This window comes from Priestia sp. J2 (assembly GCF_020790095.1).
In the GTDB taxonomy this organism is placed as follows: domain Bacteria; phylum Bacillota; class Bacilli; order Bacillales; family Bacillaceae_H; genus Priestia; species Priestia zanthoxyli.
Map to the genome: position 1 here is coordinate 3,076,654 of NZ_CP086208.1, position 24,248 is coordinate 3,100,901.

The following is a 24,248-nucleotide window of genomic DNA, read 5'->3' on the forward strand; positions in this document are numbered from 1 at the left end:
GGTTTGAGAGTTTACAGTTGGGGAAAACAAGGCATATAGGAAAATAAATGCGCTTCATAATGGATTTATTTATAAGCATCCGCACTCTATGTCAGTGGATGCTTTTATGCCTTTATTTATAAAACAATTAGACTATACATATGTAAGGAGAGTCTTCATGCATAGAAATCAGGACCTATATCATTTTTTTAAAGAACATTCTCTTCAATTAACTGAAGACTGGTACAATCAGCTCGACGATGAAAACGAGTTCTCCGTGTATTCGAGTAAAAATCCAGTAATTGTGAAAGAACTGAAGCAGCAAAATCAAGATTATTTTCAGCATTTATTTGACGTATTTATAAAAGATGAGGAATACTTTTTTTCCGATTTCCAGCAGTGGTCGGTCGAACTTGCACGTGATCCAAAGCATTTAAGTACGCCTCTTCACTTTATCGTTCGAGAATATTTTAATTCACAAAAAATTGTCGTTAATTACTTAAAGAAGTTTATCTCTTTGCACCCAGAAGAGGTAAGCGTGGATAAGATATTTATGTGGTATGACATTATTGTTAAAGCCTTTGATCTATCTATTTATATCTTTATTCAAGAATATCATAAGAATACGCAAGAACAGCTGAACGCTCAGAAAGAGTTAATTAATGAATTAAGTTCTCCTGTTATCATGCTTCAAAACAAAGTTGCCCTTCTGCCTCTTGTGGGGGATATTGGAACGGTCAAAAGTCAGTTTATTTTAGAAAACACGCTTCAGCAATGCTCGGAAAAAGGCGTTGAACATTTATGTATTGACCTGCTCGGTGTAGCTACGATTGACACGATGATGGCACAAGAGATTTTTAATTTGGTAAAAGCTCTTCGTTTGATCGGGGTGCAAACAATTTTATCTGGAATTCGACCGGAAATTTCTCAAACTGCAATTCGCTTAGGGCTTTCATTTGAACAGGTCAAGACTACTTCTTCTCTTGCACAGGCGCTTAATTCTATTAGTTAAACATATGGCTCTCTATTACAGCATAGAGAGCCATATCTATGGCGTTTCAAATTTTACTGGAGTATAGTAGACGCGCCCGATTAACTTTTCACCGTTGTTATCTTTCCAGTCCGCTACGAGTATATACCGATCACTGCGAGAGGTAGAATCTACTGTAATAGCAGCTGTTTTTTTTATGTCCTTTTTTTCTATTATGTTTTCATAGATAGACTGATTGCGAATTTGTTTGTAATAAAGCGCATTAGGTTTTTTACCATCTATTTCAATGGACACTTGACCATCTTGAGAGACGGGAATACTATCTTTCATAACAATTTGTCTAAAATTTTTTCGTTCGCCAAAATCAGCTTCACATTCGGTCCAGCAAAAAAATAAAGGCTTGATGATGGCTTCTTTGCCTTCGGCTATTATTTTTATAGCGGGTGGATAAGGATCTTCAAGCGTTTCAGCTGTAGGAACCTGACATGCGGCTAATGAAAATAAACTAAATAGGATAATCACCACTTTTTTCATACTATGTCCTCCCTTTTTTGTGAACGTGGTGCACGTAAGTGAGTGGGTGCATAGTATAATCTTTCGCCTGCAAGCAAAAGATTCCTTTTATAATCAACAAAAAAACAGCTGCCTATTTGTTTAGACAGCTGTTTTTTTCTATTTACTTAGCATGCTTATTTCTTTTTTCATATCTTTTTCTACATATTCCATTAAATCAGATACGTAGGTTTGAAGCGGTTTTGTTGCGTCTTTATGATCATTCATCGTTAATTCATAAATGCTATCAATATTATCAATCATCAGTTCCATATCATCGATGACGCCCGTATGCTTATACATCGTTTTCATCGTAGGATCAAGGGAAGCTAATTCATTATATTCATAGTTTATCGTATTTGAAATATCATCGAGTTCATTGATAAATTGCTTTTTAGTTTTTTTTTCGGCCATAAGCTGATTATACTCTTTAAAAGCAGTTTGAAGGTTTTTCTGAGAGGCAGTCAATACTTTCAGCTGTTCTCGTCCTAAATAATAATCATAAATACTAGTAACAGTAAAATATCCCCCAAATGTGAGCGCGATTCCGACAACTAAACCTATCCAAAACGTGCTCGTTTTAAAAAAATGTTTCATAATGACTCCTTTTATCTGTGTTCTATGTACAACACTAGCTCATACTGCTGCTTTTTCCTAGGATACACCAAAAACGAAGTGGAAGCTACACTTTTTTAAAATTTTGTCGAATTTTGTCTCTTGTTTCACAAGCTTCAGCACATTATTTTCTATCTCTATTTCTCCATCTGTATACATCAAATTCGTTAACCGCTGTAAAACCAAGTTTTTCATAGGCTGGCTTTCCTGCACTTGTAGCATGCAAAATACACGTATCTGCCTGTTTTTTTGCTTCAGTAAGAACTTCCTTCAAATAGGCGGTAGCCAGGCCTTTTCTCCTCATATGTCTAGCTGTAGTGATACAGTACAAACCCGCTGTACCGTCATAAAAAAAGAGAGACCCAGCTACAGCTGGCCGGTTATGATAAAGACCCAAATATAAGTGATATTGGTCAGTGTGCTGCATAAGCTCCCTAAACCTTTCAAGAAAGTCAGCTTGATATTCTTTTGGTTTTTGATAGCCATCTATGTATACCGTAATCCATTCTTTCAATTCAGCTTCTGTGTGCACTCGCTTACATTGAAACTCTTCTACTCCTGTGTGTACGTATTCTTTTTCTTGAATGTGCTGAATCATTCCGATCCATTTTTCATAAGGAACAAATCCATTTTTATGAAGAACTGGCCCAAGGTTATCATATGAAGATGGACCAACAATCCATAGAGGTTCTTCCCCTTCCGAAGAACATATCTCTAACGCAGGCTCAATATGACGGGTTCCTGCATATATACCGCGATTATAAGGAGATGCAGAAATCCATTTCATTTCTGGTGTATCCACCTTCACAGATTTCTTCGTATGCTGAAAATACATCCAGTGCTGAATCAAGTGTTGTTCTACTATATCGCTTTGATTTTTTATTTTCACTTCATGTCTCCTTTCTCTTCTAAATTATGTTCCTTTTTCTATTATATACTAGTTAGTCTATTTTCTATGACTCTATCCCAGTTCTTAAGTCCTTTTCCAAGTTTTTTTATTTTTTTTGTTATTCTATGAATAGTTTTATTTTAAGTGGGGTACTAACCTATATAAGCAATACATCATTAAAAAGGAGGATGATATTTATGTCATTTTTATGGGCACTTATTGTAGGTGGTATTATTGGGTGGCTTGCCGGATTAATTACGGGAAGAGACGTTCCAGGAGGTATTATTGGTAACATTATTGCTGGTTTTATAGGTTCTTGGTTAGGTTCAGCTATCTTTGGAAGCTTCGGACCAGTTGTAGGTGGATTTGCTATTATTCCTGCCATTATCGGATCAATCATTTTAGTATTAATCGTAAGTTTCATTATGAGAAAAATGCGTGGTAGTCATAAACATGCATAATAAATTATTATATTAGAAAAAGAACCTCTGCTGAAAAAGAGGTTCTTTTTTCATATGAAAAATTCTTAAAATTTACTATTTTTAATTTCATAATATTGAAAAATAAACCTATTAATGTTAATTTAACCATAATCACTATAAAAAAGAGGAATTAACATGCTGCTTTCAACCCATCAAAAAGACAAATCTATGTACCAAATACTAATAGAAGAGATCGAACAGACACGAACGTTGATGATTCAAACGGCTGTCCGTGAAGGAATGACAAGTCCTAACACACTTCAAGTTAGTCAATCATTAGATGCTTTATTAAATAAACTTCAAATTTTCTTCTATCAATAGAAGCCCATGATATGGTTACATACTCATGGGCTTTTGTTTTATATTAGTCCGCTTGATTAACATATTCCACTGCTTGGTGAAGGCTACTGAAAGTTGTAATATCAGCCAAATCTAACCCTAAGTTCACCATCGTCTGAGCAATTTCAGCACGGATACCGCTTAAAACTACTTGAATTCCTAATAATTTTAAAGCACCGATTACTTTGAAAATTTGGTCCGCTACCATCGTATCAATAATTGGAACTGCGTATAAATCAATAATCAGCCAATTTAGCTTGTACTCGCTGCCGTGCTGAAGGGCATTTTCCATTAAAATTTGAGCACGATTTGTATCTAAATCGCCAACAAGAGGAATCACGCCAATTTCTTTCGTAATGCGTACCACAGGAATTGAAAGTTCATCAATTGCATAGCGAGCCGATTGAATTTTGTTTGCAAAGTCGGTCATATACGATTTACTAACCCAGTGCACAGCCTTGTCCACTACTAAGTTGAAACGAGAAATAACTTGATAGAAGGCATCAAACGTAAACGTTTCAGCTTTTGCTTCTTCTTTAATAATTTCCCCGATAATATTTCGGTAATAGCTGATTTCTTCTAATGCTACATCTAACGGAAGCTGAAGAGTAACGAGTAAATTCGCTACTTCTCTTCCCCATTCCTCAAGCACTTCAAAGTTTTTCGTATCATTTGTTGATACAGAATCAGCGTATATTTTAATTAAATGAACGCGCCACGGTTCTAACTGTTGTTGAATATCTTTGTCTTCATCTTGTTTTTGTTTTGAGAACTCTTCTTTTTTTTCTAGAATTAAATTCGTAATGTGTTTAAGCTTTTTATCTAATAATAATGACTCCATATTGTTCTCCCGTTAAGAATTTGTTTACTTAAAATGATATCACAAATACTGTTGAAAAAAGTAAAACTAAGGGAAAAAGCTTTTAAAAATAAACCGGATGTCCTTTTTTGCGAATAGAATGAGCTAAATTTAGTCTAAAACGTACATAAGCTGAACTTCTCTCTTTCATTTTATCGTTACTTTCACAGTGAATTCTCATACATAACATTTCAATTTGAAGTTAGACTATTTTAGCATATATGATAAATAGATGAAAAAATGCAAAAGGGTTTGCAGCAAGCATGTCGCATGACAAAATGTGTTTTAGGAAAGACTGAAAAGGAATTCCCTATAAAAAGGAGGTTAGGTATATGTCATTTATTTGGACGCTTATTGTTGGAGGACTTATCGGCTGGCTTGCTGGTGTGTTAACAGGACGAGATGTTCCAGGTGGAATTATCGGAAACATCATCGCTGGGTTCATTGGAGCATGGTTAGGCTCTCTAATTTTTGGAGATTTCGGTCCAGAGATCGGCGGATTCGCAATTGTTCCTGCAATTATTGGTGCTGTTATTTTAGTTTTAATTGTGAGTTTTGTTTTACGCAAAATGCGCGGAAATAATAATCATCGACACGCCTAAATAAAAAAGAGAAATCAGCGTCTTGATTTCTCTTTTTCCCTTACTTCTTATAGCAAAATGTTTTAATAATGGACCTACCTGTAAGTGTAATTCTTTATGGCTACATTTAATAATTGCTGCTTGTCACCTCTGACATTTAATATTTCTACATCCTCATATCAAGCGCGTTAGTAATGAGTAGCTCTGTCCCTTCGAGATCCTCAAGCATATCGGTGAAGATAGCTTCAATATGAACAAATTTCAGCTTTCATTGGACATTGTTTTATAGCTGCTTTCTATTTCGGTTCTACTAGTTCAATAAATGACCTTGCTTGTTTGCCCTTTAACTGTGCGTAGTGTGTATCTGTAGCTAATTCAACGGTTTCGTTGTCTAAGTTGACCCACATCCGATAAGATTGTACCTTTATATCCTTTTTGGTTTCTACCGGTTCAAAGTGAAGAATGTAGTTAGGTTTTCGAATCATTTCAGCTTTTTCTTCTCTCCAGGATACATCTTTTAACCACTGCTGCACTTTCTGCACTTGATTTTGGTCTTTCATTTTAACCGCATGGCCATATTGATTATCGGCTATGTATTTTTCGATTACGAGCTTTTGTTCAACAGTACCGCTTGAAGCACTGCTTTGCTGACATCCTGTTATCACCCAACAAATAGCAATGAGAACTACTAATCCAGACCATACTTTTTTCATTTACATCTACCTTTCTTTTTGTAATTGAAATGAGATGTTCTTGCTGAATGATGCTACCAGCTGCTCGTTTTTAAATCTCTTTTTGCATTCTCTTTTCTTCCTATAAATCCCTGCTTCATTTGCTCAAAAAAACTGAATCCCCGAAAGGATCCAGTTTTTCGTTACGATTCGACATCTTCTATGACATGAACAGCGCGAATAGCGGCGTTTACTTTTGTATGTTGAACGTATTCTTTTGCTTCGTGTATCGTCATTGCTTCTACTTCTTGGTAATAAATCACGTTTCCCCATTCATATTCTACTGAGTAACGATTTGACTTTTCCACATGGTATCCTCCTTATTGATGAACTAAAATTTGATCAATCAAGCCATATTCTTTTGCTTCATCCGCTGTAAAGAATGTATCTCGATCAGTGTCTTTATTAATCGTTGACAGCGATTGTCCTGTTCGTTCAGACAGAAGTTCATTTAGGTGGTCTTTTAAGCGCAAAATACGCTTCGCTCGAATTTCAATTTCAGCTGCTTGTCCTTTTGCTCCTCCTAGCGGCTGATGAATCATCACTTCGCTGTTAGGAAGAGCAAAACGTTTCCCTTTTTGACCGCCCGCTAGTAAAACTGAACCCATAGATGCTGCTAGCCCTATACACAATGTACTTACATCTGCACGTATAAGCTGCATCGTATCAAAAATAGCCATGCCCGCTGTAATGGACCCTCCCGGTGAATTAATATAAATGCTAATATCTTTTTCTGGGTTTTCTGCATCTAAAAATAAAAGCTGAGCGATAATGCTAGTAGCCACCTCATCCGTAACTTCACCTGTGAGCATAATCACTCGGTCGAGCAACAGCCTTGAATAAATGTCATAGGCACGCTCTCCTTTACTTGTTTGTTCTACTACATAGGGAGTTAAGTTCATGTGACCGCCTCTTTCCACTGAATTAATACGAGCAAATTTTTTTACTTTTGCACTGACTTCTTGATTTAAAAATGAATCCCCTATCAAATCTTCATCGGTAAATTTAATCATTAGAGAATGTCTTTCTTGCTGTATATGCAAGTGTTCATCGCGGTAAGTCACCGCAACTGCAATCTCTGCCTGTGGATATAAAACGGTCTCTTCCGTGTAGAGCTCTATTAATAAAGGTTCATCGTCAATATGTTTTACTTCGATTTGTCCTTGTGGGTTTTCACAGTACCCATTTAAGTTTCTTGTTTTGAACAAACCTTCGGGCAGCTGAATATCAATCGTGATGTTTTTAACTTTTATTTGCGATCGTTCAATTGTAATACATAGGTGGTTCATTCCTTCTTCTTTTTCCATTACTGATTTTGCCACCGCTAATTTAATCATGCGATGAATGCTCCTTTAAAATCTGAGTAACAGACTCAATTACTTTTTGCCGTACGTCTGCTGATAACTTCCGATTCATAGCGACAAACACATCTTCATTGACTTGATGCATTTCTTGATTTTGAATTTGTTTGCTTTGGTAAAGAGGGAGCTGCGCACCTATACTTTTCACTTCTTCCACACTCATTGAACGCAGCGTTTCTTGAATGGAAGCTAGTGACTCCCCTGCTTTTGATAATGTTAAAGCGGCTCGAAAGTAATGAACATGCTGATCTGTATAGACGCGCTTATTTCCCACTAGCTCCAGCGGAGGAACAATTTCTATTTGCGTGTAATACCGCACCGTACGCAGGTTCAAGTCCGCACCTTCATTGTTTAATAATTCCGTAATTTGCTTGCCTGTATATGTTTTCAAACAATCCCCCCCTTTTCAGTTACAGTTAACTGTTACACTGTCATTATACTGTAAAGATATTTATTTTACAATTAAAACCATGGTAAATTTTAGATAAAGCAGCAAAGCCTATAAATAAAAAGAACGAACCAAAGAGCCCAGGTCATATACCAGTGCTCTCTTTACTAAGCGAAAAAACAACTGTGTATATTTCAATCTATTCCTCCTGACACCTCTCATGCTACACTTTAGTTATCTTAAAAAAGGAGAGAACATATGATGGGGAATCCAAGTATAGATTGCTTAGGGTGTCGATTAGCAAATAACCAAGAAAAATCGCATATGATATTTGAAGATTCGTTTGTGACATGCCTGCTAGACCACAAGCCGTTTAACGAAGGACACCTCTTAATTCTTCCTAAAGCACATATAGTGGAAATCGACGAATTCGATACTGAACACATATTGGCCGTGATGAATGCAGCGAAGCTAATGACAAAAGCAGTTAAGACGCTTTTTATTCCAGACGGAGTTACTCTCTCTCAAAACGGGGGTATGTTTAACGAGTTAACTCATTTTCACATGCACATCGTTCCGAGATATAAAGAGGAGTGTTTCGGAGATTTTTATACGCAAATTCCCGAATATGCTGAAAATGATGACGTCTTGGCTGCAACAGCTCAGAAAATGCGCCGCGTCATTCAGCAAATGTCTTTATAAAAAAAAACGGCCTCCTTATGGAAGCCGTTCTCTTTATTGACGATCAAATAATGAACTTCCTGCAATACCAGGGTTCGTCATTTCAAATGGATTTAAAATGAGATCTAATTCCTCTTCTGTTAACACATCGTATTGAAGGCAAAGCTCACGAATTGGTTTTCCTGTTAAAATCGCTTCACGCGCAATACGCGATACGACTTCATAGCCTAAGTGAGGGTTAACAGCTGTAATAATCCCTACGCTTTTTTCTACATATTCTTTCATCCGCGTTTCGTTTGCTTCAATTCCTGCTAGACAGTGATCTGTAAAGCTTCTGAAACCGTTGTTCATGATGCTGATTGATTGAAGTAAATTAAATACAAGCACAGGTTCCATGACGTTAAGCTCCATCTGACCTGCTTCTGAAGCAAGAGAGATCGTTTGGTCATTTCCCATTACTTGAAACGCAATTTGATTTATTAATTCAGCCATAACCGGATTTACTTTTCCTGGCATGATTGAAGAACCAGGCTGACGAGCAGGAAGGCTAATTTCACCTAGGCCTGCACGGGGGCCAGATGCCATTAAACGCAGGTCATTGGCAATTTTAGACATATTCGTCATACAGATTTTAAGCGCCGCAGATACTTCTGTATAAGCATCTGTATTTTGAGTAGCGTCCACTAAATGCTCTGCATGTACAAGCGGCAGACCGCTGATATCGGCTAAGTGTTTGACTACATTTTCAATATAGCGAGGATCTGCATTTAAGCCTGTTCCAACAGCTGTCGCTCCCATATTTACTTCATGCAAGTGGTCACGCGTCGCGCTAATACGCTTAATGTCGCGCGCTAACACGCGGCTGTATGCTTCAAACTCTTGACCAAGACGAACGGGTACAGCATCTTGAAGATGCGTACGGCCCATTTTAATTACATGATCAAATTCTTGCGCTTTTCGTTTAAATACATCATGCATATCATTCATTGTAACAAGAAGTTTATTTAATAAGTTCAGCGTTGAAATATGGATAGCCGTTGGAAATACATCATTTGTTGATTGAGACATATTCACATGGCTGTTAGGACTTAATTTACCGTATTCGCCTTTATTGTCTCCCATAATTTCAAGGGCACGGTTTGCAATCACTTCATTAGCATTCATATTCATTGACGTTCCTGCTCCGCCTTGAATAGGATCCACAATAAAGTATTCATGCCACTGACCTGCTAAGATTTCATCAGCTGCTTGCACAATCGCATTTCCAATACCTTCATATAAGCGCTTTGTATCCATATTTGCAAGCGCTGCCGCTTTTTTTACGATAGCAAGCGCTTTAATCATTTCTTCATGTACTTTATAACCCGTAATCGGGAAATTTTCTACGGCACGTGCGGTTTGTACACCGTAGTATACGTCTGCTGGAATTTGTTTTTCTCCTAGAAAATCAGCTTCTGTACGATATCCTGCTGTTTCTTGTTTCATAGCTGTACCTGCTTTCTTTTTTAATTAATATCTTCTGCAATCGACGTTTCCATCATCTTTTTCACTTGGTGAGGGTCTTTGGTTTGTCCGAGCACCCACATTAATTTAGGAACAATGGCTTCTGTGTTCATGTTTTTTGAGCGAACGACGCTGTCATGATTAATCATTCGGCCTACTTCATAAATGCCCATGTCTTCTCCTTCTTCAAGGCACTGAGTAGTAATGACAACGGATACACCGTGATTTGTCAATTCAACAAGCTTGGCTAAAATATTGCGAACTTGAAATGGAATTCCTCCACTTCCATAGCTTTCAACAACAACGCCTTGATATACATCTTTTAATCCATCGAAAAATTCAGGCTTAATTCCGGGAAACAGTTTGACAACTGCCACATCCGTACAAAGAGATGTATTAACCGTCAACTCTTCTTTACTAGAGCCAACCGATTTTGTATATTCCACCGTATTATCATGGATAGACGCCACGTATGGATAGTTAATGCTTTCAAATGCATCATAACTTTTTGTACGAAGCTTAATTGCTCTTGTGCCTTGAATCACACGACCGTCAAAGACTACATAGACTCCGCCTGTTTCCTCACATGCAAAGCGAATCGCATCTGCAATATTGCGCTTCGCGTCCGTTTTACTAAATGAAATAGGAATTTGAGATCCTGTAATCGCAATTGGTTTTTTAGAATGCTGAAGCATGTAAGAAAGAGCTGCCGATGTGTAGGCCATTGTATCTGTTCCATGGGTAATAACAAAACCATCGTATTCATTATAATGCTCTTCAATCGCTTTTGCCATCTCTATCCAACATTCAGGCTGCATATTTGTACTATCAAGATTCATAAGAGATTTGCTGTCAATTTGACAATGTTCATTTAAATCAGGTATGTAGCTTAGTAATTGATCTGGCTCCATTCCAGGAACAAGTCCATTTTCACCTTCAAGTGAAGCGACCGTTCCGCCAGTTGATAACAATAATAGTTTTTTCAAAACCGACATCCCCTTTGCTTAATTTCTGTAAAAAAACCTGACAATCTATCAAATAAATTATATTCATTTCGCGTACTTCACCTGTAATTATAGTAACCCAAATTCAATAAATCAAGAGAAAAATTATTCGTTTCGCGTACACTTTTCTCTACGGCAATGATATAATGAATAAAAATGTAAATTAGCTCACGGTTTGATTCCAAAGATCTGCGCGCGAGCTGAATGCCTCGGTTTTTTACATACTACACCTACAAAGGAGCGTCATGAATGTTAAGCAGATTAGCTCAACTCAGGAAAGAAAAAAAATGGTCTCTTCAATATACAGCTGACCAGCTTGAAATTGCTAAAAGCACCTACGCAGGATACGAATCTGGCTATCGTCGTCCTTCTCTTGAAGCACTCGTTACAATCGCAGAACTATTTGATACATCAACAGACTACTTGCTAGGTAAGGAAAAGGAACCTCATTCTCCTTCAGATGCACCCATCGAATTAACATCGCCTCAGACTCATAGAATTACGGTCGACGGTGCGGAACTATCTCAAGAAGAAATTCAGCAGCTGACGGCCTTTATTCGTGCTAAAAGACAAATTGAAAAAGAAACTGCACCTTCTTCAATTTAAAGAAGATTAGAAGCAGGTTGCTTCTAATCTTCTAGCTGCATGTCTAAATAGGCTACTACTTCTTTTGTTATTTCCTCTTCTGTTTCTTCCATCAGCTCTCCGGTTATCTTGCTACCTGGGAGCTTCTTCGAAGAACGAATGCCCAAAAATGTGCGTACACAGTGCCAGATAGGAATAAAAAGACCATCTAAAAACTCATCTTTTTCTAAAATACCCACTTGAATAGTGGCGTGATAACCAGGGTGAAAAGGATTTTCCCCTTCACGGATCACATCTACAGAGATCTCCATCCCCTTTTTTTCAAAAGCTTCTTTATATTGTTCATATATGGATTTAAGAAGTTCTTGCATAGACCTTTCAACCTTATGTATATGCTTTTCTAACTGCGGCGTAAATTGTTTTGCGGTGTATTCCATCTATTTCCCCCTTCTTTCGGTTCCCTATCTATTATTTTATTGTATCATAAGAAAAGCGTTCGTCTGTCTAGCAGAAAACCCCGCTTTTTTGTAGAAAAGCGGGGTTCATACATACCTTTATTAGCAATAGCCTACATTGCTTTATCTTGTTTAGAAGATGATTTTAATTTTTTATTTTTAGTTGGATCTGGCTCATTAGAAGACATGATGATGTTTCCTTCGCCGTTGCACACTTTGCACTTTATCAATCCAAATTTCTTACCGGCTCCTTGGCATTGTGGACAAACATATCGAATTGGCATAAACTGTACCTTCCTTTTTTCTAATTTATACCTGCGCCTTGAAAGCGCCTGTGGTTAGTTTATAGTTTCATTATAAATTGTACAATCCACCCTATCAAGACGTGCCAAATTGCACATCTTTGATGGCAAGAAATTCTTCCTTTCTAAAATTCACCTAAAAAATGAGTCGATAGGCAGGAGAATTTCTATTGTTGTTAAAAGGCAATACGTCAGAGGAAGTTTCTTATTGGATATAATTAGCGAATCCTCGCGCTAAAAATTTTACTTTTTTTCGTGAATCTAAAGGCTAAACAACCGTTTTATCTCGAATTTCTTTTGAAATGGTTACGTCTTTCCAAAGCTGTTCGTATTTATAGCCCGTTAAACTTTCACAAACCGCTTTCGCTTCAGGAGTAACGGCGGTCGCCGGCCCCCCCTTTTTTCTTCTTTCAATTTCAGCTAATAAAATTTTGTGATTTTTCGGACTTATTTTAAACCATATGGTTGCTATAATTCCCATGAGAATTAAAATAGCAGGTACAATCATGAACAGCTTTTGTAAGCCGGCTAGCGTAGACGCTGACTGCTCGGCATTTGGTACATAGCCAATATTCTTTAAGGCAATACCAACAAGAAAAATCGCAAGCGCCTGAGACGATTTTCGAATAAATGACATCAGCCCTGCATACACGCCTTCTCGTCTTTTTGTCGTAATCATCTCATCTACATCTGATACAAATGGCAGTACATTCCATGGAATCATGATCGCTCCCGAATGACCGCTTCCTAAAAAAAATGCCGCTAAGTAAATAAGAACTAACGAGCTATCTGTTGTTAGGAAACTGAATAAAATAATGCCCGTTCCCCAAATGACCATGCTGAAGTTATAGGTTAATTTATTTCCTAACTTAATGGCTATGTACGTAACAAGAGGAATAAATAGCACTTGTGTAATTTGCACAAAGCTCAGGGTATCTGCATAGATCGCTTCGCGCAGCATGTAATAGGCAATAAAATAAAAGAAAAGAGCATTAAATACATCCATTGCAATGTAAGATGCTAAATACATGGCAAGGTACACGTTAAACGACTTGTTTTTAAATGCACTTCCAAAACTGATAAACAGCTGCTTAAATTCTAACCAAAATCCGTTTTTCTTTTTTCGTTCCACTACTTCTCCGCTATCCCATGTTCCCTTGTAGACAAAAATCCATGGAAGAGCAAAAAGAAGACCAAAGATAATGCCCATGATTAAATATCCTTGTCCACCTGGAAACGCATCAATGATTCGTTTCGGGAAAAAAGCACCTAAAAATGAAGCCCCTTGTGAAAAGACCATGCGTATTCCCGTCATTTTCGAACGAATACTATAATCTGTCGTCATTTCTGCTGCTAGCGTGTTGTAAGGAACCATCACCATACCAAACGCCGTGTTGAATAAAAGATAGGCTAAGATAAAATAGGAGTATTTAAACATATGTGAGCCTTCAATAGGAATCCACAGCATACTGAACGTGATGGCAACTGGAATGATTCCAAAAAGAAAAAAGACTCTTCTTCGTCCTTTTTTTGTCTGAAGATGATCAGATATGTACCCAATGGTTGGATCTAACAAAGCATCCCACACTTTTCCAAGAGCTACAATCGTTCCTGCTTCTACAGGAGAAAGCCCGACTACATCCGTTAAAAAAACCATAAATAATGTGCCGATAATAAAAAAGGATCCTCCGCCAAACAAATCCCCAAATCCATACGCTACCATATTACGAAAGCGCACTTGTTTTGTTTTCCCTTGCATATGCAGCCCTCCCCCTGAGTAAATAGACTAGCTTCTTTTGTTATTCACTTTTTTCTATTTTACTAAACTATCCCTTAAAAAATAAGGGATATGTCATCTGTTCTACTCACAAAAATAAGATACTTTCTACTTATATAAATAGAAAAGCAGCTGGATAAAACGTTCTTCTTTATACCCTATTATAAGTTGACTTTTTGTTCACAGCTGTTATAATTCAACCCATTGCTAGTTATTTAGCTATAAAATGCAAACTTGAACATTTGACATCTGAGCTGTGACGAATAAAATAATAAGTATGAAACCTATTGATATCTTTAAAGCATTATCTAATGAAACTCGATTAAATATATTAGAGTGGTTAAAAGAACCTGAAAAGCATTTTAAAGACAAACAAGCACATTTGCCTAAGGAGGTCAGCAGCAGAGGCGGTGTTTGCGTGGGAGATATTCAAGAAAAAGCTCAGCTGTCTCAGTCAACAGTATCCAGCTATCTTTCCATGATGCAAAAAGCAGGTTTGTTAGAGTCAATTCGGCACGGTCAATGGACATACTATCGCCGAAACGAAGAGACGCTTCAAGAGCTTTCTTCATTCTTACGAAAAAAACTTTAACGAGTTTTTTTCACTCATTATATCTATTTTTCTAGATATACAAATATAAAGAAATATTGGAGTGATAAACGTGAAGTTGTTGGTTTATTTAGTTGCGGTTTTAGGCGGCGCTGCTTTAAGTATGGAAGGCGCCATTGCCGGAGAACTCGGAAAAACAGTTGGAAAACTTGAAAGCAGTTATTATATTTTTATCATGGGAACGCTCATTTTAGGTCTGACCACTTTATTTGCTGGAAAGGGAGATTTACCTTACGTCTTAAAAGCGCCTAAGTGGAATTTAACCGGTGGATTATTAGGTACGGTTTATTTAACGATTCTAGTGATTAGTATCCCCTTTATCGGAATTGGCGTTTCAATGGTTGCGGTTATTGTGGGCCAAATGATTACAAGCATGATCATTGAGCATTTTGGTTGGCTTGGCAGCAGCAAAATTAAAATTAACAAAGAACGCGTAATGGCTATTGTATGTATGGGAATTGCGCTTGTACTTATTTTCTAGGAGGGTTTTACAATGAGTTTATTGATGGTGATACTTACCTTAATAGGAGGATTAACGCTAAGCGCTCAGTCTTCTATTAACGGTACTTTAAGTAAAAAAACAGGTACGTTTGAAACAGCTTTTTTAACCTTTGCAACAGGTGCCATGATTTTAACGATTGTCGTGGTCTTCTTTGGACAAGGAAACATTCTCTCTGTTTTTGATGTCCCTAAATGGCAGCTTACTTGCGCTTTATTCGGAGCATCTTATTTGTTTCTAACCGTTTTAGCCGTTCCTAAAATTGGCGTAACAGCAGCTAATATTTCAACTGTTATCGGTCAGTTATTTGCAAGTATGATTATCGACCATTTTGGCTGGTTTGGAAGCAAAGAAGTACCCTTTGATCTATCCCGCTGGATTGGTGTAGCATTTATGTTATTAGCTCTTTATTTTATTTTCAAAGGCAATAAGAAACCAGCAGCATAAAATATTCATGAAAATAGCCAAGTGTCCCTATGTAAAGGCGCACTTGGCTATTTTTGTACGTAAACCGCGTTTGAATTTTCAATCAATTATTTAGAACATATTTTATTTAAACGAAATTGGTTTTTAATCAGGTGAATTTCACAAAAAACTGTGCATACCTTCATGCCTTTGTTCAAAAGATAAAGATGCAGATCTAGAAAATCAGCTACATAAACGAACAGGTAAGGTGGGTTTTTTCGTGGGAAAATTTTTGTTTTTAGCAGCATTTGTCTTTTTTTGTTTTACGCTTTCCATTTCCGCAGAAGAAAATATACCAGAAGAAAATATAGAATCACACGTAAGTCAGCCTGTTGTAAAAGATTTTATTTATCAATCTCTTGAACCTTGGGTACATCAAGATATTACTTCTCATTATGAGAAGGTGTACGGTAAACAGCATAAAAAAGTAAAAGTTCGCCCGATTAAAAAAGATGATATCGGAATACAAATGGGTGAAATACAGCCAGGTAAAGGCGGTAAGTTCACTCATATTGTGCGGGTAAAAATCTTAAACTTGAAAGTAAAACCTGAGGGAGAAGATGAATTCTTTGCAACGGATACGCTTATTTACAAAGTGAATATCAACGACCTTTCTGCTGAAAATGATGTAGAAAACGTCGTAAAATTACTCGAGTATAAACATCAAGAAAGATAAAGGCTCAAAAAGCCAATTCTTACCCCTTTTGAAGGTATTTATTCCGCTATTCAAAAGGGGCTTTATTATGAAGTGTGTTTTCTCTTCACAATTTTAGGGAATATAACTACCACTTATCCCCTAATTTTTTCATATTGCTAGTGCATAAGATACGAACTTGATAACTTTTTGTCGGTTTTTATCTATTTCTGTAGGGTTTCTTGTAGGATGAAAAAGAAAGTAAAGCGCTTTAATTGCTATGACAGAAAGGTTGAGGATAGCTGTCCTGCATAACTGGAAATCAATAGGTATTAAGAACTGCATGTAACGACAAAAGTTGACAGCTAAAGATTTCAGAATAATAATAATAAAGCAACAACGTTTAAACGAAAGACTTATTTTACATGAAAGGTGTTAGTCAGATGAACAATTTACATCGAAGAATGGGAACATTCGCGTTAACCATGACGGGACTTGGATCAATTATTGGTTCCGGCTGGTTATTTGGAGCGTGGCGAGCAGCTCAAATTGCAGGGCCGGCTGCTATTTTATCATGGGTCATTGGAATGGTCGTTATTTTATTTATTGCACTTTCTTACAGTGAATTAGGATCCATGTTTCCCGAAGCCGGCGGGATGGTCAAGTATACGCAGTACTCACACGGTTCGTTTATTGGTTTTATTGCTGCTTGGGCAAACTGGATTGCGATTGTATCCGTTATTCCAGTCGAAGCAGTAGCTTCTGTACAGTATATGAGTTCGTGGCCTTGGAAGTGGGCACAGTGGACAAGCCACCTCGTAGAAAAAGGAACGTTAACTGGCGAAGGATTAGCTATCGCTACTGTGCTATTGATTATTTACTTTTTACTGAATTATTGGACAGTTGGACTATTTTCCAAAGCCAACTCGTTAATTACTATTTTTAAAATTGTTATACCGGGACTTACAATCGGAGCACTTTTATTTGTAGGCTTTCACGGCGAGAACTTCACTTCTGGAAGCAGCATCGCACCAAACGGCTGGGCTAGCGTGCTTACAGCAGTTGCTACGTCTGGGATTGTGTTTGCTTTTAACGGTTTTCAAAGCCCTATTAATATGGCGGGAGAAGCGAAAAATCCGGGCCGCTCTATTCCGATTGCGGTAGTAGGCTCAATTTTAGTTGCTACAGTCATTTATTTGCTTCTACAAATTGCTTTTATCGGGGCTGTAAATCCTTCTGATATTGCGAAGGGATGGAGTCATTTAAACTTTAACTCTCCGTTTGCAGATTTAGCCATTGCCCTTAACATTAACTGGCTTGTCATTGTCCTGTATGCAGATGCGTTTGTTTCACCATCTGGAACAGGTATTACGTATACAGCTACTACTGCTCGAATGATTTATGGTATGGAACAAAATAAATATTTGCCAAGTGTCCTAGGACGCCTTCATCCGATTTATGGTGTTCCGCGTCAGGCCATGTTTTTTAACTTAGCTGTTGCTCTTGTCTTTTTGTTTTTATTTCGGGGCTGGGGCGTGCTTGCTGAAATTATTTCAGTCGCTACGCTTATCTCTTACATTACAGGTCCTGTTACGGTTATGACGCTAAGACGAACTGGCAGCGATTTATATCGTCCCCTTCGTTTAAAAGGATTAAGCATCATTGCGCCGCTTGGTTTTATTTTTGCTTCTTTAACGCTATATTGGGCGCGCTGGCCGCTAACTGGACAAGTTTTGTTTATTATTTTAATCGGCCTTCCTATTTATTTTTATTATCAAGCAAAGGCTAAATGGAAAGGCTTTCGACAGAACTTCAAAGGCGGCGTATGGATGGTTGTATACTTACTTTGTATGATGACTATCTCATGGCTTGGAAGCGAAAAGTTTGGAGGCCTTAATGTTATTAAATATGGATGGGATATGGGAATTATTGTTGTTGTTTCTCTTCTCTTCTACACATGGGCTTTAAAAAGCGGCTTCAAAACAGAGTATTTAGAGAATGGAAGAAAAGTAAATGACGACTTAAAAGCAGCAGTGAATGAAACAGCAGCTTCTAAAGAGTCATAACAAAAGCACCTTGCATAAGCAAGGTGCTTCTTAGTGAGCAGTTCTAACTTTTTTCAGCACGTCTTCGATCGTAATTTGATCTAGATGCCTGATTACGCTTTGCTCACTTTCCGTGAAAATGTCGTCCATAACTGTTTGAATGTTTGATTTCACAATACAGTCAGCGTCAGGGTCGCCGCTGCACCAGTGAGGCTTCAACGTTCCTGTCGATACAACTCGGTAAATCAGCCCAAGACTTATTTCAGCAGGGCTGCAGCCTAAAGTATAACCGCCGCCTAGCCCTTCTTTTGTCCGAACCAAGTTGTTTTTTCTGAGTGTACTCATTGTTTTCCGAACCCGTGCAGGATTGGTACAGATGTTATAAGCAATCGATTCACTGCTTGCCCGGTGATCTGGTAAATTTGCTAGGAACACTAAGCTGTGCACGGCAATGGTAAATTCACTGTTCATCTTCCATAAACCACCTTTTTTCTTTCTCTACTGTAACGTTAAGTGACACAGTTCAAAAAGTCAAGAGAGCAAGGAAGGAAAGAAGAACTGTAGCTTTATTTATTCACGGTCTTCTTTTTCTATACTTTCTACTTCGTTAGCTGAGTTGATTTCAAGGTATACTGTCTTTTCTTTTAAACTGCCTTTTTCTTCTTTTTCAAAGTCAGTGCTTTTTTGATACGTTTTTTTGCCGTTTGGAACTTTTACCGTTATATGTTTGTTACTTTCTTCTATAAAAATACCCACAACTTTACGTTCGTTTCCATCTTGTTCGTACACGCCATCTTTATCTGCTTTTGCTTTTGGAGTTAATTCAATACTAATTGCTTCTTGTGTAGCTGCGTCAATCTCAGCTTCTACTTCTTTATTAAGCATATTTTTTAGCTGTGAGCCTTCCACTTCCATCCCAGAGCTCTTTGGTACTTTAACAAGTTGATCATCAATACTCAGCGTCATTTCTTTTTTAGCGTCTTTTTTTAACGTACCGATCAAGTCAAAATCTTCTTCTTTCCCCTTTTTAATGTCTGGGTCATTGGAATACTGCTGTAGCTTTATCAATTCTTGACGGTCTTCAATTGGTTTTTCCTCTGCTTTATGATTGTCTGATTTTGTCTTGTTAGCCGGTTCACCTGAACAGGCTGCCGCACTTCCAATCATACAGAGAGTGACTAAGGACAGGATTCCTTTTGTTAGCTGTTTTTGCATATGTATTCTCCTTTTTCTTTTTTATTTCCACCTTTATACATATGTAAAACAAAAAATGAAACATAACGACATCCAGGAAACCTACGTTCACCCTACCAATGAAAAAATCCGAACGGGTTGAATTCTTTATCAAGAATCAAACGCGTTCGGATTTTCTTTCAACTAAAACACTTTGGTCCTAGCTTCTTTTTAAAGCTGCTGTTGCTTCAATATATGATTCGCTTCTTCTAAGTAAGTCACATACGCCTGTACTTGTTTATCACCGTAATTATCTAGTTCAAACAGCGCTTCTTGTATAAAATTAAAATTATCAATAATATGCTGTGTTTTCATGCCTCGGCTTGTGAGTAAATTGTTTAACCATAAGGCATAGTCCGTAAAAATTTGCAGGTTGTCTAACTTATATGTTGTCTCGAGATACTTCATATGATAATGATTATCTTCATGGCATCTTTCTTTGCCGCGCTCTCCGAATTTTTCGAGCAAAGAAGGTTCTAACTCGTAGATTTTCTCCGTTACTCTTTCGACGATCTTATTAACGGGAAGTGAACTCATCGTGCCACCACTTTGTACTGAGAAACTTTTGGGATGACGGCTGCCAGTTCTTGATCAGGGTACTTTTTCTCTAAATCATGAATACGCTTGAAATCTTCGCTTCGTACCCAGCTTAAATAATTCTCTTTCGTATCAAATGTAAGCTGAACGGTGAGCTCCCCTGCTCGCTTATCGTTTTGAAGAAGTAGAAAGTCTACAAATCCTGGAGCCTCGTCGACTGATTTTGAACGATTTTTATAAATTCCAATCACTTCTTCAGCTTTTTCATCCGGTACATTAAATGTTGAAAATACGGTGTACATCTTGGTTCCTCCCTTTATGATACAAAACCTGGGTTCTTTTCTCTTTATTGTACATCATATAGGAGATGAAATGGTGTTACGTTTAGATTTCACTGGGGTTACAGCAGGTCTTTAACCTAAAAGCCCTTTGAAACGCTGTTTCAAAGGGCTTTTTTATCCGTTATTAGTTTTCGATTTTTGTTAATTGTTCTGTATGTGTTTTTACACGTGCTGGATCAATTGTAATACGGGCAACGCCTGAATCCATTGCTGCTTTTGCTACAGACTCCGCTACAGCTGGTGCTACGCGAGGATCAAATGGTCCAGGGATCACGTAATCTGCGTTTAGCTCTTCTTCTGTAATAAGGGCTGCAATTGCTTCAACAGCAGCTTTTTTCATTTCTTCGTTAATATGAGTAGCGCGAACGTCTAACGCACCGCGGAAAATTCCAGGGAATGCAAGAACGTTATTTACTTGGTTAGGGAAGTCTGAACGACCTGTTCCAATAACAGCCGCTCCTGCTTCTTTTGCAGCGTCTGGCTTGATTTCGGGATTAGGATTTGCCATCGCAAAGATAATTGCATCTTCATTCATTGATTTAACCATCTCTTGAGATAATGCATCTGCTGCAGATACGCCGATAAATACATCTGCGCCTTTAATTACATCGCTTAGCGTACCGCTTTCTTTGTTTACATTTGTATAAGAAGCCACTTCAGCTTTCACTTTGTTCATACCTTGAGGGCGGCCTTCATAAATAGCACCTCTTGTATCACACATGATCATGTCACGTACGCCGTAAGAATAAAGAAGTTTTGTAATAGCAATGCCGGCAGCTCCTGCTCCGTTTAAGACGATTTTTAAGTCTTCCATTGATTTGTTTACAATTTTTAATGCATTTACAAGTCCTGCTACCGTTACGATTGCTGTACCGTGCTGATCATCATGGAACACAGGAATATCTACTTCTTTTTTCAGGCGCTCTTCAATTTCAAAGCACTGTGGAGCTGCGATATCTTCTAAGTTAATGCCTCCGAATGTATGAGCCATTAATTTCACAGTTTCAACAATTTTATCTGTATCTGTTGTATCAAGTGCAATTGGGAATGCGTCTACGCCTGCAAAGCTTTTAAATAAAATTGCTTTTCCTTCCATAACGGGAAGTGAAGCCGCAGGTCCGATGTTTCCAAGACCAAGAACAGCAGTACCATTTGTCACAACGCCGACCATGTTTCCTTTCATTGTGTAATCATACACCGTTTCTGGATGTTCATGAATTTCTTTACAAGGTTCTGCTACTCCCGGAGAGTAAGCTAAGCTTAAATCTTGAGCGTTTTGAACTTCAACTTTTGATTTAACTTCTAACTTACCTTGTTTTTCTTGATGCATATGTAGTGCTTGATCACGTAGTGACATAATTGTATTCTCTCCTTTTTTTCTATACATTTAAATTTTTTAATGAATTTATTTAACACTTGCTTTTTATCTCCATAATTGTAAGACAACCTGACTGAATAAATTCACAGACAAGTGCCATTATGAAACAAGAAACATAAAAAGTAAACTATCTTGCTTAAACCACTGCTGCGCTTTGTTAATATAAAGTCTAGACGTGTCGGCAACTCTTGTTTGTCTCACTTCAAGTTGTCTGATATACAGACAACTTAGAAAATATACAACCGTTCACTATAGCGCTTTCAAATACGTTTCAGCAAAATCGACGGCTTTAGGCATTGAAAAGAAGTATGCACGTGCTGAACCAATTTTTTCAGCTTTTATTCCTTTTGCTTCAATAAACGCTTCACCTATCTCTTCAAACAGCCCTTCTCGAAACTCTAATTCTTTATACGTCTTCCATACTCGCTTTCCTGAATCTATAACTGGAGATCCTTTTTGAATCACATTTCGATATGGAATCCGATATTCTGCTAGATGAAAAGAAGTATTATTCCCAAACCCGACACCTAATAATAAAACAAAGGCATGTTTTTTGTAAAGCCTTTCAAGAGGAGAATTTTCGCCTAAACTAAATTCAAGGGGATGATCTCTTAAGATGTCTTCGCTGTCCTTTCCCCAAGCGGCGAATGAATACATTGGATGGCTGCTTCTTCTTACGCCAGGATATGTTCGAAAAGTTTCCACGATTTGTCCCATCCCGCTTGTTGGCGTGTGGGCTGGATCATATGCAGGCATCGTTTCCCGAATATTTTCCCACCACTCTTTTGGCACAGCCGGATTGCCCCATTCTGATGGATCCGAAAGATCGACCGACTGTGACGGCATAACGATCGTTCCTTCCTCTGTCACTGTCTCCATTAAAGCTTGAACAACGGCTACTGAACCTCCGTTTACCCACCCTAATGAAGATAGTGAAGAATGAACCATGATAGTCATCCCTTGTGTGATGCCTAACCTGCATAAATCTTCTTTTAACGTCTCTTTCGTTCTAGGATGATCTGTTGCTTGGACAATGTGCTTCATCGTAAGCTCCTTACTTATAGTGCTGCTAGAATGTGTTGCTGAACTCTAGAAATATATGTAAAACTTATGTTTCCATAATAGTAAGAATAACACCAATTGTCAAATTATTTAAAGTAATAGAAAAACTTAGTTTTATTCATATCAGTTATCATACAACTGACTTGTTGGTAAGTTTTATTTCCTTCAACTATCTTACTATAATAACAGCTAATGAATCTTTTTCAGTAAAGTAAAAAGAAGAATATTCCTATAAATAAAAGAAATACTAAGGAAGCTATACATATTTACATATCACTATTTTCAGGAGGAATGTGTACAATGAGCACATCAAAACTTCCGCCGCTCACGTCCTCGGAGCTCGCTAACTTATGGATGACTTATCAAGAAAAAACGATGATTTCGAGGTTTTTAGAATATTGTCTTGAAGGTAAAGAAGATCATAAAGAGCTTTTTGAGCTGTATTATAGCCGCTCATTAAATATTACAGAGCAAATCAAAGAAATTTTAGAGAACGAAGGTGCGGTTATTCCTTTAGGATTTACTAAACATGATGTAAACCTAGGAGTGCCGAAACTGTTCGACTCCATGTTTGAAATCATGTACGTACGCTTAATGTCTCAGATTGAAACAGGCCTATTTGCTTTGCATTCAACGATGTCCTACCGGGAAGATATACGGAGTTTTTTTGTAAATGCAACATCAGAATCGCAGAACATATACAATCAATCCACTCAGATATTATTAGAAACCGGCGTCATTGCAAAGCCTCCTTACGTTTCGATGCCAAAAGAAGTTCGGTTTGTCCACGAACAAAATTATATCGGCGGGCTAAGTTGGCTTAGTGAAAAAAGATCTCTTAATACAATTGAAGTGTCGCTTATTCAACATGCCGTTGATACAAACCTTGTCGGAATGCAGCTGATGATTGGCTTTGCTCAAGCAGCTGGCAACAAAGAGGCACAGCAGCATTTTGTCAGCGGGATGAAGCTATCAAAAAAAATTGAAACAGAACTCGGAGATATTTTACGTCATAGCTATATAGAGCCTCCTGCTACCCATGCCGGAAAAGCAACAAGCTCAACTGTTTCTCCTTTTTCAGATAAATTAATGATGTACAACACCAGTCTTCTAAGTACCTTTGGCCTAGGAAGCAATGCTTTAGGGGGTGCTTTTAGCTTAAGAAGTGATTTGCCGCTCAAAATGCTGCAGCTGGCTAAAGACATTTACTTTTTTGCAAAAGAAGGTGGAAAAATTATGATTCAAAACGGATGGCTTGAAGAGCCTCCTCAAATTGAAGATCGCAATCAGTTAACGAAAAAATAGGTTCTTGCAAATGGGAAAGCTAGCTGCTAAACGTGCAGCTAGTCCTATTTGTTTTTTTAGTATAC

General features: G+C 37.7%; 31 protein-coding genes. 12 read left to right on the plus strand and 19 right to left on the minus strand.

Annotation, left to right across the window (positions count from 1 at the left end; genetic code table 11):
- Positions 1 to 157 precede the first annotated feature (157 nt).
- A complete protein-coding gene (locus LJY09_RS15600) occupies positions 158 to 991 on the plus strand; it encodes an STAS domain-containing protein (protein ID WP_028414377.1) in 834 nt (277 codons plus the stop codon).
- A gap of 36 nt (positions 992 to 1,027) precedes the next feature.
- On the opposite strand, the gene LJY09_RS15605 is transcribed toward LJY09_RS15600, so the two are convergent.
- From LJY09_RS15605 to LJY09_RS15615, 3 genes are all read right to left on the minus strand, one after another.
- Complete coding sequence (locus LJY09_RS15605; RefSeq protein WP_099331120.1) at positions 1,028 to 1,504, minus strand: hypothetical protein; 477 nt, start codon at positions 1,502 to 1,504, stop codon at positions 1,028 to 1,030.
- 138 nt (positions 1,505 to 1,642) lie between these two features.
- Entirely contained in the window at positions 1,643 to 2,119 is a 477-nt protein-coding gene (locus LJY09_RS15610) for a hypothetical protein (RefSeq protein ID WP_014459392.1), read from the minus strand.
- A gap of 142 nt (positions 2,120 to 2,261) precedes the next feature.
- Positions 2,262 to 3,026, minus strand: coding sequence for a GNAT family N-acetyltransferase (locus tag LJY09_RS15615; RefSeq protein WP_028414379.1), 765 nt, complete (start codon positions 3,024 to 3,026; stop codon positions 2,262 to 2,264).
- Between the two features lie 197 nt (positions 3,027 to 3,223).
- On the opposite strand from LJY09_RS15615, the gene LJY09_RS15620 reads away from it, so the two are divergent.
- Both LJY09_RS15620 and LJY09_RS15625 read left to right on the plus strand, forming a co-directional pair.
- Complete coding sequence (locus LJY09_RS15620; protein WP_013083841.1) at positions 3,224 to 3,487, plus strand: GlsB/YeaQ/YmgE family stress response membrane protein; 264 nt, start codon at positions 3,224 to 3,226, stop codon at positions 3,485 to 3,487.
- 156 nt (positions 3,488 to 3,643) lie between these two features.
- Positions 3,644 to 3,829, plus strand: coding sequence for an aspartyl-phosphate phosphatase Spo0E family protein (locus LJY09_RS15625; protein ID WP_028414380.1), 186 nt, complete (start codon positions 3,644 to 3,646; stop codon positions 3,827 to 3,829).
- Positions 3,830 to 3,872: 43 nt separating this feature from the next.
- Here LJY09_RS15625 and LJY09_RS15630 read toward each other — a convergent pair whose 3' ends face one another.
- The gene (locus LJY09_RS15630; protein WP_028414381.1) at positions 3,873 to 4,688 is read right to left on the minus strand and encodes an STAS domain-containing protein; all 816 of its coding nucleotides are present in this window, start codon (positions 4,686 to 4,688) and stop codon (positions 3,873 to 3,875) included.
- Between the two features lie 350 nt (positions 4,689 to 5,038).
- Here LJY09_RS15630 and LJY09_RS15635 point away from each other — a divergent pair, with 350 nt between their 5' ends.
- Complete coding sequence (locus LJY09_RS15635) at positions 5,039 to 5,308, plus strand: GlsB/YeaQ/YmgE family stress response membrane protein (protein WP_013083843.1); 270 nt, start codon at positions 5,039 to 5,041, stop codon at positions 5,306 to 5,308.
- A gap of 275 nt (positions 5,309 to 5,583) precedes the next feature.
- Here LJY09_RS15635 and LJY09_RS15640 read toward each other — a convergent pair whose 3' ends face one another.
- From LJY09_RS15640 to LJY09_RS15655, 4 genes are all read right to left on the minus strand, one after another.
- Positions 5,584 to 6,000 carry a YhfM domain-containing protein gene (locus tag LJY09_RS15640; protein WP_028414382.1) on the minus strand — a complete coding sequence of 139 codons (417 nt, stop codon included), beginning with the start codon at positions 5,998 to 6,000 and terminating at the stop codon, positions 5,584 to 5,586.
- Between the two features lie 161 nt (positions 6,001 to 6,161).
- On the minus strand, positions 6,162 to 6,326 hold the full coding sequence (locus LJY09_RS15645) for a hypothetical protein (RefSeq protein ID WP_165573521.1): 165 nt from the start codon (positions 6,324 to 6,326) through the stop codon (positions 6,162 to 6,164).
- Between the two features lie 12 nt (positions 6,327 to 6,338).
- On the minus strand, positions 6,339 to 6,920 hold the full coding sequence (clpP, locus tag LJY09_RS15650) for an ATP-dependent Clp endopeptidase proteolytic subunit ClpP (protein WP_028414383.1): 582 nt from the start codon (positions 6,918 to 6,920) through the stop codon (positions 6,339 to 6,341).
- Between the two features lie 427 nt (positions 6,921 to 7,347).
- On the minus strand, positions 7,348 to 7,770 hold the full coding sequence (locus tag LJY09_RS15655) for a MerR family transcriptional regulator (protein ID WP_028414384.1): 423 nt from the start codon (positions 7,768 to 7,770) through the stop codon (positions 7,348 to 7,350).
- Between the two features lie 255 nt (positions 7,771 to 8,025).
- On the opposite strand from LJY09_RS15655, the gene LJY09_RS15660 reads away from it, so the two are divergent.
- Positions 8,026 to 8,469 carry an HIT family protein gene (locus tag LJY09_RS15660; RefSeq protein ID WP_084595970.1) on the plus strand — a complete coding sequence of 148 codons (444 nt, stop codon included), beginning with the start codon at positions 8,026 to 8,028 and terminating at the stop codon, positions 8,467 to 8,469.
- 33 nt (positions 8,470 to 8,502) lie between these two features.
- Here LJY09_RS15660 and aspA read toward each other — a convergent pair whose 3' ends face one another.
- Complete coding sequence (aspA, locus tag LJY09_RS15665; RefSeq protein ID WP_014459383.1) at positions 8,503 to 9,933, minus strand: aspartate ammonia-lyase; 1,431 nt, start codon at positions 9,931 to 9,933, stop codon at positions 8,503 to 8,505.
- A 20-nt stretch (positions 9,934 to 9,953) separates the two neighbouring features.
- Positions 9,954 to 10,937, minus strand: coding sequence for an asparaginase (locus tag LJY09_RS15670; protein ID WP_028414386.1), 984 nt, complete (start codon positions 10,935 to 10,937; stop codon positions 9,954 to 9,956).
- Between the two features lie 267 nt (positions 10,938 to 11,204).
- Here LJY09_RS15670 and LJY09_RS15675 point away from each other — a divergent pair, with 267 nt between their 5' ends.
- Positions 11,205 to 11,561: a helix-turn-helix domain-containing protein gene (locus LJY09_RS15675; protein ID WP_028414387.1), complete on the plus strand. Its 357-nt coding sequence runs from the start codon at positions 11,205 to 11,207 to the stop codon at positions 11,559 to 11,561.
- A 23-nt stretch (positions 11,562 to 11,584) separates the two neighbouring features.
- Here LJY09_RS15675 and LJY09_RS15680 read toward each other — a convergent pair whose 3' ends face one another.
- From LJY09_RS15680 to LJY09_RS15690, 3 genes are all read right to left on the minus strand, one after another.
- Positions 11,585 to 11,977, minus strand: a complete 393-nt coding sequence (locus LJY09_RS15680) for a hypothetical protein (protein WP_028414388.1) — start codon at positions 11,975 to 11,977, stop codon at positions 11,585 to 11,587.
- 131 nt (positions 11,978 to 12,108) lie between these two features.
- Positions 12,109 to 12,279 carry a hypothetical protein gene (locus LJY09_RS15685; RefSeq protein ID WP_013083852.1) on the minus strand — a complete coding sequence of 57 codons (171 nt, stop codon included), beginning with the start codon at positions 12,277 to 12,279 and terminating at the stop codon, positions 12,109 to 12,111.
- A 286-nt stretch (positions 12,280 to 12,565) separates the two neighbouring features.
- On the minus strand, positions 12,566 to 14,056 hold the full coding sequence (locus LJY09_RS15690; protein ID WP_028414389.1) for an MFS transporter: 1,491 nt from the start codon (positions 14,054 to 14,056) through the stop codon (positions 12,566 to 12,568).
- Between the two features lie 295 nt (positions 14,057 to 14,351).
- Here LJY09_RS15690 and LJY09_RS15695 point away from each other — a divergent pair, with 295 nt between their 5' ends.
- The 5 genes from LJY09_RS15695 to LJY09_RS15715 all read left to right on the plus strand — a co-directional run bounded on the left by LJY09_RS15695 (position 14,352) and on the right by LJY09_RS15715 (position 18,348).
- On the plus strand, positions 14,352 to 14,666 hold the full coding sequence (locus tag LJY09_RS15695) for an ArsR/SmtB family transcription factor (RefSeq protein ID WP_013083854.1): 315 nt from the start codon (positions 14,352 to 14,354) through the stop codon (positions 14,664 to 14,666).
- A 70-nt stretch (positions 14,667 to 14,736) separates the two neighbouring features.
- A complete protein-coding gene (locus LJY09_RS15700) occupies positions 14,737 to 15,165 on the plus strand; it encodes a DMT family transporter (RefSeq protein ID WP_028409192.1) in 429 nt (142 codons plus the stop codon).
- A 12-nt stretch (positions 15,166 to 15,177) separates the two neighbouring features.
- Positions 15,178 to 15,630, plus strand: a complete 453-nt coding sequence (locus LJY09_RS15705; protein ID WP_228307320.1) for a DMT family transporter — start codon at positions 15,178 to 15,180, stop codon at positions 15,628 to 15,630.
- Between the two features lie 238 nt (positions 15,631 to 15,868).
- Complete coding sequence (locus tag LJY09_RS15710) at positions 15,869 to 16,324, plus strand: hypothetical protein (RefSeq protein ID WP_028414391.1); 456 nt, start codon at positions 15,869 to 15,871, stop codon at positions 16,322 to 16,324.
- A 401-nt stretch (positions 16,325 to 16,725) separates the two neighbouring features.
- Positions 16,726 to 18,348 carry a glutamate/serine transporter AimA gene (locus LJY09_RS15715; RefSeq protein ID WP_028414392.1) on the plus strand — a complete coding sequence of 541 codons (1,623 nt, stop codon included), beginning with the start codon at positions 16,726 to 16,728 and terminating at the stop codon, positions 18,346 to 18,348.
- A 30-nt stretch (positions 18,349 to 18,378) separates the two neighbouring features.
- Here LJY09_RS15715 and LJY09_RS15720 read toward each other — a convergent pair whose 3' ends face one another.
- The 6 genes from LJY09_RS15720 to LJY09_RS15745 all read right to left on the minus strand — a co-directional run bounded on the left by LJY09_RS15720 (position 18,379) and on the right by LJY09_RS15745 (position 22,860).
- Positions 18,379 to 18,798 (minus strand): Rrf2 family transcriptional regulator, encoded by a 420-nt coding sequence (locus LJY09_RS15720; protein WP_155017379.1) that lies wholly within the window; start codon positions 18,796 to 18,798, stop codon positions 18,379 to 18,381.
- Between the two features lie 99 nt (positions 18,799 to 18,897).
- Entirely contained in the window at positions 18,898 to 19,542 is a 645-nt protein-coding gene (locus LJY09_RS15725; RefSeq protein WP_028414394.1) for a hypothetical protein, read from the minus strand.
- Between the two features lie 189 nt (positions 19,543 to 19,731).
- On the minus strand, positions 19,732 to 20,097 hold the full coding sequence (locus tag LJY09_RS15730) for a hypothetical protein (RefSeq protein WP_025751140.1): 366 nt from the start codon (positions 20,095 to 20,097) through the stop codon (positions 19,732 to 19,734).
- Positions 20,094 to 20,399, minus strand: a complete 306-nt coding sequence (locus LJY09_RS15735; RefSeq protein WP_013057785.1) for an antibiotic biosynthesis monooxygenase family protein — start codon at positions 20,397 to 20,399, stop codon at positions 20,094 to 20,096. Before LJY09_RS15735 ends, LJY09_RS15730 begins: the two co-directional genes overlap by 4 nt.
- A gap of 163 nt (positions 20,400 to 20,562) precedes the next feature.
- A complete protein-coding gene (locus tag LJY09_RS15740) occupies positions 20,563 to 21,795 on the minus strand; it encodes an NADP-dependent malic enzyme (protein WP_014459372.1) in 1,233 nt (410 codons plus the stop codon).
- Positions 21,796 to 22,065: 270 nt separating this feature from the next.
- On the minus strand, positions 22,066 to 22,860 hold the full coding sequence (locus LJY09_RS15745) for an AAC(3) family N-acetyltransferase (RefSeq protein WP_028414395.1): 795 nt from the start codon (positions 22,858 to 22,860) through the stop codon (positions 22,066 to 22,068).
- Between the two features lie 318 nt (positions 22,861 to 23,178).
- Between LJY09_RS15745 and LJY09_RS15750 the strand changes: the two genes are divergently transcribed.
- Positions 23,179 to 24,183 (plus strand): DUF3231 family protein, encoded by a 1,005-nt coding sequence (locus tag LJY09_RS15750; protein ID WP_034270240.1) that lies wholly within the window; start codon positions 23,179 to 23,181, stop codon positions 24,181 to 24,183.
- Positions 24,184 to 24,248 lie beyond the last annotated feature (65 nt).

Bases quoted from the DNA above. Each gene is read 5' to 3' on its own strand.
- LJY09_RS15690 (WP_028414389.1), bottom strand. From the start codon at position 14,056: ATGCAAGGGAAAACAAAACAAGTGCGCTTTCGTAATATGGTAGCGTAT.
- LJY09_RS15610 (WP_014459392.1), bottom strand. From the start codon at position 2,119: ATGAAACATTTTTTTAAAACGAGCACGTTTTGGATAGGTTTAGTTGTC.
- LJY09_RS15725 (WP_028414394.1), bottom strand. From the start codon at position 19,542: ATGCAAAAACAGCTAACAAAAGGAATCCTGTCCTTAGTCACTCTCTGT.
- LJY09_RS15640 (WP_028414382.1), bottom strand. From the start codon at position 6,000: ATGAAAAAAGTATGGTCTGGATTAGTAGTTCTCATTGCTATTTGTTGG.
- LJY09_RS15745 (WP_028414395.1), bottom strand. From the start codon at position 22,860: ATGAAGCACATTGTCCAAGCAACAGATCATCCTAGAACGAAAGAGACG.
- LJY09_RS15675 (WP_028414387.1), top strand. From the start codon at position 11,205: ATGTTAAGCAGATTAGCTCAACTCAGGAAAGAAAAAAAATGGTCTCTT.
- LJY09_RS15625 (WP_028414380.1), top strand. From the start codon at position 3,644: ATGCTGCTTTCAACCCATCAAAAAGACAAATCTATGTACCAAATACTA.
- LJY09_RS15735 (WP_013057785.1), bottom strand. From the start codon at position 20,399: ATGTACACCGTATTTTCAACATTTAATGTACCGGATGAAAAAGCTGAA.
- LJY09_RS15605 (WP_099331120.1), bottom strand. From the start codon at position 1,504: ATGAAAAAAGTGGTGATTATCCTATTTAGTTTATTTTCATTAGCCGCA.
- clpP (WP_028414383.1), bottom strand. From the start codon at position 6,920: ATGAACTTAACTCCCTATGTAGTAGAACAAACAAGTAAAGGAGAGCGT.
- LJY09_RS15680 (WP_028414388.1), bottom strand. From the start codon at position 11,977: ATGGAATACACCGCAAAACAATTTACGCCGCAGTTAGAAAAGCATATA.
- LJY09_RS15635 (WP_013083843.1), top strand. From the start codon at position 5,039: ATGTCATTTATTTGGACGCTTATTGTTGGAGGACTTATCGGCTGGCTT.
- LJY09_RS15720 (WP_155017379.1), bottom strand. From the start codon at position 18,798: ATGAACAGTGAATTTACCATTGCCGTGCACAGCTTAGTGTTCCTAGCA.
- LJY09_RS15685 (WP_013083852.1), bottom strand. From the start codon at position 12,279: ATGCCAATTCGATATGTTTGTCCACAATGCCAAGGAGCCGGTAAGAAA.
- LJY09_RS15695 (WP_013083854.1), top strand. From the start codon at position 14,352: ATGAAACCTATTGATATCTTTAAAGCATTATCTAATGAAACTCGATTA.
- aspA (WP_014459383.1), bottom strand. From the start codon at position 9,933: ATGAAACAAGAAACAGCAGGATATCGTACAGAAGCTGATTTTCTAGGA.
- LJY09_RS15660 (WP_084595970.1), top strand. From the start codon at position 8,026: ATGATGGGGAATCCAAGTATAGATTGCTTAGGGTGTCGATTAGCAAAT.
- LJY09_RS15705 (WP_228307320.1), top strand. From the start codon at position 15,178: ATGAGTTTATTGATGGTGATACTTACCTTAATAGGAGGATTAACGCTA.
- LJY09_RS15750 (WP_034270240.1), top strand. From the start codon at position 23,179: ATGAGCACATCAAAACTTCCGCCGCTCACGTCCTCGGAGCTCGCTAAC.
- LJY09_RS15620 (WP_013083841.1), top strand. From the start codon at position 3,224: ATGTCATTTTTATGGGCACTTATTGTAGGTGGTATTATTGGGTGGCTT.
- LJY09_RS15730 (WP_025751140.1), bottom strand. From the start codon at position 20,097: ATGAGTTCACTTCCCGTTAATAAGATCGTCGAAAGAGTAACGGAGAAA.
- LJY09_RS15630 (WP_028414381.1), bottom strand. From the start codon at position 4,688: ATGGAGTCATTATTATTAGATAAAAAGCTTAAACACATTACGAATTTA.
- LJY09_RS15715 (WP_028414392.1), top strand. From the start codon at position 16,726: ATGAACAATTTACATCGAAGAATGGGAACATTCGCGTTAACCATGACG.
- LJY09_RS15600 (WP_028414377.1), top strand. From the start codon at position 158: ATGCATAGAAATCAGGACCTATATCATTTTTTTAAAGAACATTCTCTT.
- LJY09_RS15740 (WP_014459372.1), bottom strand. From the start codon at position 21,795: ATGTCACTACGTGATCAAGCACTACATATGCATCAAGAAAAACAAGGT.